Source organism: Bradyrhizobium sp. MV1.5, assembly GCF_055807615.1.
This window is the reverse complement of sequence record NZ_JBVVPL010000008.1, coordinates 53,384-61,799: the sequence shown is the minus strand read 5'-3', so window position 1 is coordinate 61,799 and position 8,416 is coordinate 53,384. Positions and strand designations below refer to the sequence as shown.

5 protein-coding genes are annotated in these 8,416 nt (G+C 60.6%); 4 read left to right on the top strand and 1 reads right to left on the bottom strand.

What is annotated here, in order from left to right; all coding sequences use genetic code 11:
* Nucleotides 1–217 precede the first annotated feature (217 nt).
* The 4 genes from AC0L2J_RS10370 to uvrB all read left to right on the top strand — a co-directional run bounded on the left by AC0L2J_RS10370 (nucleotide 218) and on the right by uvrB (nucleotide 4,877).
* Complete coding sequence (locus AC0L2J_RS10370; RefSeq protein ID WP_473389060.1) at nucleotides 218–1,135, top strand: LysR substrate-binding domain-containing protein; 918 nt, start codon at nucleotides 218–220, stop codon at nucleotides 1,133–1,135.
* A gap of 124 nt (nucleotides 1,136–1,259) precedes the next feature.
* The gene (locus AC0L2J_RS10365; RefSeq protein ID WP_007614796.1) at nucleotides 1,260–1,487 is read left to right on the top strand and encodes a hypothetical protein; all 228 of its coding nucleotides are present in this window, start codon (nucleotides 1,260–1,262) and stop codon (nucleotides 1,485–1,487) included.
* Nucleotides 1,488–1,544: 57 nt separating this feature from the next.
* Nucleotides 1,545–1,775: a hypothetical protein gene (locus AC0L2J_RS10360; protein ID WP_027520348.1), complete on the top strand. Its 231-nt coding sequence runs from the start codon at nucleotides 1,545–1,547 to the stop codon at nucleotides 1,773–1,775.
* A gap of 108 nt (nucleotides 1,776–1,883) precedes the next feature.
* Nucleotides 1,884–4,877: an excinuclease ABC subunit UvrB gene (uvrB, locus tag AC0L2J_RS10355; protein WP_473389059.1), complete on the top strand. Its 2,994-nt coding sequence runs from the start codon at nucleotides 1,884–1,886 to the stop codon at nucleotides 4,875–4,877.
* 31 nt (nucleotides 4,878–4,908) lie between these two features.
* Here the strand turns inward: uvrB and AC0L2J_RS10350 are convergent, their stop codons facing one another.
* Nucleotides 4,909–8,139: an HD domain-containing protein gene (locus AC0L2J_RS10350; RefSeq protein WP_473389058.1), complete on the bottom strand. Its 3,231-nt coding sequence runs from the start codon at nucleotides 8,137–8,139 to the stop codon at nucleotides 4,909–4,911.
* Nucleotides 8,140–8,416 lie beyond the last annotated feature (277 nt).

Genomic DNA, 8,416 nt, shown 5'->3' with positions numbered 1-8,416 from the left:
TCTGGCCGCGGCTGTGCCCGGGTGGGCCGCCCCCCTTCTCCGGTATTCCCCGTTGGCTTTTCTGGCCGACCTCTCCCCGCACGCGGGGAGAGGCGAAGGGCACCGCCTCCGCTTCAGCAAATCAGCCTGGATTACGCCGATATTTCTGCCCCGCTTGCCCCGTCTACGCAAACTGAGTTATCTTGGCCTGGCGTCAGCTTTCCTGAGGGTCGGTCATTTGCGGCGCTTGCTGTTTCTCAACGGCATCAAGGCATTCGAAGCCGCCGCGCGGGCCGGGAGCTTTGCCGCGGCCGGCCTCGAGCTGAGCGTATCGGCAGCCGCCGTCAGCCGCATGGTGCACATCCTGGAAGAACGGCTCGGCGTCGCGCTGTTCGAGCGCAAGGCCAACAGGCTGCTGCTCACGCAGGCGGGCCGCGCCTATCAGAGCGGGCTGACGCCGATTTTCGACGCGCTCGCGAGCCTCACGGCCCAGGTGACGGCGCCCTCGAGCGTCCGCGTGCTCACCATCGGCATCGGCCACACCTTTGCGATGCGCTGGCTGATCCCGCGCCTGTCGGAGTTTCGCAACGAGGAGCCCGACATCGAGGTACGCTTCACCACCGGCGGCGCGTCGGTGCCGTTCGGCGAGGACTGGAGCTGCGGCATCCAGCTCGGCACCGGCGACTGGCCGGGGCTGGTGGCCGAGCCGCTGTTCGCCGGCGACCTTACGCCGGTCTGCGTGCCCCGCCTCGCCTCCTCGCTGAAGCGCCCGGCCGATCTTAGGGGACCGAGCCTGATCCGGGTTGCGCATTCGCCCGAGGACTGGCCGATCTGGCTCAGGGCCGCGAACCTCGCGCGCATCAACGCGCGGGGACCGGAGTTCCAGTTCTACGGCCAGGCGCTTCAGGCTGCCGCCGACGGGCTCGGCATCGCCATGGGCATCCGGCCCTATATCGACGACGATCTCGCCGCCGGCCGGCTGGTGGCGCCATTCGAGCTCTCGGTGCCCAAGGGCATGCGCTGGTATCTGCTCTATCGCAGCTTCCAGACCGAGCAACGCGACTTTGCCGCGTTCCGCCGCTGGATCATGCGCGCGGCGTCGGAACCCGCCGCCCGTCCCGTCCGGCGGACCGGCCGCACCAGCACGCGGAACTGACGCTGCGACCGGACCTTGGGCAAAAAAGCCGGCCGCTTGTGAACGGCTTCACATCCCAGAATCCGCAAACGTGGTCCCCTGACCCTCCAACAAGGCGCTCGAACAAAACATTTTGGGGACTGCAATGACGACCCTCTACGACGGCTTTGACATCGAATCCTTCGAAGCTGGCAAGGGGCTGTGGCACGCCCGTATCCGGCGTGCCGATTTCAGCCCTGTTGCCATCGACGGCGTGCTGTTTCCGGCCATGGAAGTCGGCTTCGCCTGGCCCGATCCCGATGCCGCGATTGCCCATGCCAAGCATCACATCGATCGCTTCCGCCGGCGGGCCGACGACAGCGACGACGAATAAGCGAGCGGGACTGCAGGCGAACCAAGGAACGGCGCAGGTCAAAGGGGGAAACCGGTCATGTCAGTCATCGAATTCGAAGACACGTCGCGGCCGAGGATTTACACCCGCAATGTGTTGTCCAGCTGCCCGGAATGCGACGGCGATCTCACGGTGCTCCGCGTGATCGGCGGCCGTGCCGGATGCGAGTATTGGGCCATGCGCTGCACCGATTGCGGCGGCATCCATCTCGACATCCTCGAGCCGCGTCAGGCGGCCGGGGACGATGAGGGACCGTCGCCGGCGGCGTGATCCGCAATATCCGTGATCCCAAGGCTGCTGCCAACCTGCTGTCAGCAGTCTGATCCGGGAAGGGCTTTCGCCCTTTCCTGAGAGCCGGACTCGCCCCATATTCGGGGCATGGCGAAGAAACCTGCATCCTCCGAAAAATCCGGCAAATCCCCCAAGACCAAGGCTCCGAACGCCAAGGCACCAAATTCCAAGGCGCCGAATTCCAAGGCGTCTCGCCCCGACGTGCAGCCGATCGGGCCGGCGCTGGCCGAGTTGCTCAATCCCGCGATCAATCGCGGCGATGCCGGGCTCGGATCGGGCACCGGCCTGCAGCCGCCGCCGGACAATTCGCGCGACCGCCGCTCCGGGGGCGAGGCCGCCGCGCATCGCGCGCGCGCTTCGACGCCGAAGGAGTTTCCGCAGGACAATACGCGGCCGATGCCGCTGCGGCCCAATCCGCAGCCGCCCGGCGCCCGCGACGCGGGCTTCGACGAGGCGCCGCAGGCCAATTACGGAACCGCGGCCACGATCCCGACGCTCGATCCCGAACTGGCCCGTCAGCTCGGCCTTCCCACCGAGGAGGACGATGCCGAAGCCCTGGCGCGCCCGCCGCGCAGCAAGATGGAGGCGCTCGGCGTCAAGGCGACGGCCGACGCGCTGGAATCGCTGATCCGCGAGGGCCGGCCGGAGTTCCGCAAGGACGACGGCTCCACCAGGGTGTGGACCCCGCATCGGCCGCCGCGCCCGGAAAAGTCCGAAGGCGGCGTGCGCTTCGAGATCAAGTCGCATTACGAGCCGCGCGGCGACCAGCCGACCGCGATCGCCGAGTTGGTCGAGGGCATCAATCGCAACGACCGCTCGCAGGTGCTGCTCGGCGTCACCGGCTCCGGCAAGACCTACACCATGGCCAAGGTGATCGAGGCGACGCAGCGCCCCGCCATCATCCTGGCGCCGAACAAGACGCTCGCCGCCCAGCTCTATGGCGAGTTCAAGAGCTTCTTCCCCGACAACGCGGTCGAGTATTTCGTCAGCTATTACGACTACTACCAGCCGGAAGCGTATGTCCCTCGCACCGACACCTACATAGAAAAGGACTCCTCGATCAACGAGCAGATCGACCGCATGCGCCACTCGGCGACGCGCGCGCTGCTCGAACGCGACGACGTCATCATCGTCGCCTCGGTGTCCTGCATCTACGGTATCGGCTCGGTCGAAACCTACACCGCGATGACCTTTGCCCTGAAGAAGGGCGAGCGCATCGACCAGCGCCAGCTGATCGCCGACCTCGTCGCCCTGCAGTACAAGCGCACCCAGGCCGATTTTACCCGCGGCACATTTCGCGTGCGCGGCGATGTCATCGACATCTTCCCGGCGCACTATGAGGACCGCGCCTGGCGCGTGAACCTGTTCGGCGACACCGTAGAGACCATCGAGGAGTTCGACCCGCTCACCGGCCACAAGCAGGACGAGCTCGAATTCATCAAGATCTACGCCAACTCGCACTATGTGACGCCACGCCCGACGCTGGTGCAGGCGATCAAGTCGATCAAGTCCGAATTGAAGATGCGGCTGGACCAGCTCCACGACCAGGGCCGCCTGCTGGAAGCGCAGCGGCTGGAGCAGCGCACCACCTTCGACCTCGAGATGATGGAGGCGACCGGAAGCTGCGCCGGCATCGAGAACTATTCGCGCTATCTCACCGGTCGCCTGCCCGGCGAGCCGCCGCCGACGCTGTTCGAATACGTGCCGGACAACGCGCTGGTGTTCGCCGACGAGAGCCACGTCACGGTGCCCCAGATCGGCGGCATGTTCCGCGGCGACTTCCGCCGCAAGGCGACCCTCGCCGAATATGGCTTCCGGCTGCCCTCCTGCATGGACAACCGCCCGCTGCGGTTCGAGGAATGGGACATGATGCGGCCGCAGACGGTCGCGGTCTCGGCCACGCCCAGCGCCTGGGAGATCAACGAGAGCGGCGGCGTGTTCGTCGAGCAGGTGATCCGGCCGACCGGCCTGATTGATCCGCCCGTCAACATCCGCCCGGCCCGCACCCAGGTCGACGATCTCGTCGGCGAGGTCCGCGCCACCGCCCAGGCCGGCTATCGCTCGCTGATCACGGTGCTGACCAAGCGCATGGCGGAGGACCTCACCGAATATCTGCATGAGCAGGGCATTCGCGTCCGCTACATGCACAGCGATATCGACACCATCGAACGCATCGAGATCATCCGCGATCTGCGCCTCGGCGCGTTCGACGCGCTGGTCGGCATCAATTTGCTGCGCGAAGGCCTCGACATTCCAGAATGCGCGCTGGTCGCGATCCTCGACGCCGACAAGGAAGGATTTTTGCGCAGCGAGACCTCGCTGATCCAGACCATCGGCCGCGCGGCGCGCAACGTCGACGGCAAGGTGATCCTCTATGCCGACCAGATGACGGGCTCGATGGAGCGCGCCATCGCCGAAACCGACCGCCGCCGCGAGAAGCAGGTCGAGTACAACACGGCGCACGGCATCACGCCGGAGAGCATCAAGAAGTCGATCGGCGACATCATGAACAGCGTCTACGAACGCGATCATGTGCTGGTCGAGATCGGCGGCCACGACATGACCGACGACGTCATCTCGATCGGCCACAATTTCGAGGCCGTGCTCGGCGATCTCGAGACGAGAATGCGGGAGGCCGCCGCCGATTTGAACTTCGAGGAAGCCGCGCGCCTGCGCGACGAGGTCAAGCGCCTGCGCGCCACCGAGCTCGCGGTGGTCGACGATCCCACCGTCAAGCAGCGCACCGTGCAGGGCAAGGCCGGCGCCTATGCGGGAGCGAAGAAATACGGCGACGCGGCCAATTTGCCGGTCAGCGCCATGAAGAAGAAAACCGTGAGCTCCGCGCTGAAGGCGAGCGGCGGCGGCAGCGGCTCGAAGGTGCACAAGCCCCATCTCGACGAGATGCACGGCCCGGAGTCGCTGCCATATCGGGGGGATCGCGCGCTGCCGACAAAACCGTTCGGCGGCGAAAGCCGCATCATCCAGCCGACGGATTCCAGGCAGTCGGGCCCGGAGTTCGGCCCATCGCCGCGGTCGAGCGGAGGAGCGCCAGGGCATAGGGGTGGGTGGAAGAAGAGGTAGGGCCTCGACAACCACGTCGCCCCGACTACCTTTATTGAGTCTGCCCCGAAGCGAGGGCTTGCTTGGAGCGACGACGCGTGGGCCGCCTTATTCTTATCCACCAATCCTCATCGGCGGGAGCGGGTACCCATGGATGATCGCCGGGCCGAAGCAGGCCGGAGATCGTCTCAACATGACCTGACTGAATCGAGATAAGCCCCGCGCCATATGGCTCAAGACACCATTTCAACAACTGTAAGGTTGGCAGCTTACACCAAGTCTGAATGTCAGGCCCCAGCTCTCGAACAAATGACTTCCAAAATTCCATATCTTGATCGAGATGATCCAGTAACCACGCACAAAGCACCGCCTCGCCTTTTTCCGCTGCCGCAAGGAAGGCATCACGTCGAAAAAGAGGCTTTTCCGATTTCAGAGCCTTGTAGGTTGACCAAACATTCGGATCGACCAACTCAAAAATCTTATGCGAAGCGTTCCAGAAGTAGCGGTTAGTTGTTTCAACCATTGCGATGTTATTCCATGCCGGAGGAAACTCGACGTGGGGGTATCCGCCAATGCGATCACTAGAGCCTCCTCGCCTACTGCCAGAATAAATTGCTCCGATCTCGAACGAGGGGCGATCGATTAAAATGAGACGATCGGGCTCATACCCCGCTAATGGGTCAAAATCCATTTCATCGAAAGAAAACTCGCCCAGTTCGTCGTTTAGGCCATTTTCAGTGAGAGCACTCCTGCGCAGGCGCTCAGAGAGCTCACCACTCGATCGCTGGATTACCGGGAACCGAATTTCCCGCCAGACGAATTGGTGTTCATCCAAATTATCTGAAGCTGGAAAGTACCACCAAGCTGCAACCGCCTTGTCCAGGACCTTAGAAAGATCTCCCAGTTTTGGCCGCAACGGGTACGCTTCGTAGTGGCTGAAGACCGCGATGGTAATAGCTGAATAACGGCTCTTTGCTTGAAAGCGGAGGAAGTCCTCGACTAGTTTGGCGATCTGATCAATCAAGAACTCGTTCAAGGCTTTGCTATCATCGAGTTCCAAATTTTCTCTGCTTATTGATATCTTTGCGCCACCAGTAAAATCAATTTCGAGAATTAGGGGCACGCCAGGAATATGCAGCAGGCCATTCTCCTCGTCATCTCTTTGGAGACGCTCGACCCTAAATCCTCGCCAGGAGCACACAAGCGTTAGTCTCGGAGTCAAGCAGACGCCATTGTCAGGAAAGGGCGACAACTTAGCATCTGATTCATTCAGAAAGCCGATTGAGGGACCATGCTCAAGTTCAAAATACGGGATCGCCATTCGGTAAGCGCCCGCACCGCCTGGAAGTTGCCCCTCTGTTGCGCCGAAGAACGCTAACTTTGATCGCGCCACGGCTCTAACTGCCGCCCATTTCTTTTCGAGCTCCGAAACATTCTCCTCACGCCCCCGATATACCCGACGATCTTCGCCCACAAAATTCCGATTCAAGACAGTCTCGGTCCAATCTTCCGGAACAACCAACCAACCGGGCTCGTGTGATCGAACTTCGTCTAATATCTTTGTTTCGACGTTACAGGGGCCTCTAAGGATTAACGTCGCGATGTATCGCTTAAAATTGTCTGAGAGAAGCCGCTCTCTCATGTCAGACCTAATCCGCAGCTGTATATTCGTTCCGCGGCTGTGCTTGTGACCAGGCCTGAGTTCACCAACGGTATCTAGGCCATCGATTTCAAACCGCCAACCGTGACTATCGGAATCAGAGCCGAACTCATTCCCGCTTCTGGTCTCGACAATCATTTTGTCGGCAAGCATGAAATAACTCAAAACCCCAATTCCAAATTCGCCGGTCCTCTCGAACGAGACCCCCTTAGCCAAACAGTCGCGTCGCAATTCCAGGAGCTCTGGACGCGGCTGGGAACCGCTGACAAGCAGATGCCTTTCAATGATGCGGCGTGTCATCCCGCTTCCAGTGTCTTGGCATACGACCCAAAGCTCATCCCCACGCGATTCTAAAACCAATGAAATGCGATGCAGCTGCGCGCGGGCTAGTTGAAGCTTCAAATCCGTCGGATCATTGTCTTGGAGCAGCTCTATTGCAATTTGCTCTCTGACGGCATCAAAAGCATTTTGAAGCAATTCCCGAATAGCAGCGGACGGTGTTTTATAGAGCTGAGTGCCGGCTAGGAGCGACAGTATCCGCCGAGAGTTCGGACGAAAGCTACCATCGATGTAAGCGAAAGTATCTGGAAGTGGCTCAATCAGTCTGGTCACGCGCGATGGCCAGGGCCATCGGTAGTGGCCACCTTGTTCAAGCCGCTTTCCGCGCAAGAAGCCGTTCTGCTTGTCAATTACCGCACACGTCTCTAGCTCGGCATCCACTGCATCAGCAGTCTCTAAAATCGCTCTGTGTGTCCACGCGTTATCTGTCCTGGCATTCAGAAAAATATCGGACGTACCTTGCTCAACCGATAAGCTAATCTCATGATCTTTGTGCCAGTAGATTGTGCTATTAAAGTGAGGTGATCGATGAGTGAATACGACTTGAGGTGTGCGTTCGGGGTCGAACTCTAGTACGTCTGCTGTCCGCAGTACGGCGGCCAGATATCTTAGGTTTACAATCTTTCCGACTGCTCCAACCATCCTCAAATCGAACGGGGGCGTCATAAGGGTGGAATACCCCACGTGGTGGCTCTTGCAGAGCAAGACGAGATCCTGAATCCAAGCTGCATAAGGATGCAACTTGAAGTCTTTCGCCCTTTCTACGATGTAACGCTCGCTCCAATCATTGTGACGATGCCGGCAGAAGTATGCCGTCAAGAATTCGGCGTCGCGGATCTTCTCAAGAGAGCTACCTTTGGAGTTGATGGGCGGCTGGATCCCTGGATGATCGCTATCGAGCCACTTCCTGAGATCTCCGGCTTCGATCGCATCGAGAGGACCCAACTCGCCGGAAAGAAGATAGTCTCGAATCTGCGCAACTATTGTCCGACGCGGGTTCATTCCAATGTCGTGGAGATAGGCCGAGAGTAGGAGCAACGCCAATTCATAGTCGGAGAGACCTGACATCGTTTCGGCCGGCACGAGCTCCACCATCCGGTGAGCTACACGAAAGCTGTGGTCGTCATCATGCAACGTGAAGTCGAGCGGGGCGGTGCTTCCCTTTGATAAGATCAATTGGACATCATCGAGCCAAAGCTTGATATAGAGCCTCAAGTCCGAAGCAGCCTCGCCTTTCGCCTTGAGCAACCTCCACAGCTCGGTGTTTGTCCAGTCGGCAGACATGGTCTATCTCCTTTTGAGAAGACCATAACAGGGACACTACCACTCGTTGCAAGCGGGTAATTGACCTTTCCACTTGGCACTTCGGCCACTAGATGTGGCCGCCTGCCCGCGCGATGATCAAAATCCACTTCCGGACCGTACTCTACGGGAGGCCGAAAATGCTTAGCTGCCGCTTGATACGACGTAGACAGCCGTGAGGGTTGGACCTCTCGGCGCCGACTACGCGATGCGCGTAAAACCCGCTCGGTGGCAGCTGTTGCACTCGCGGGCCCGCGCT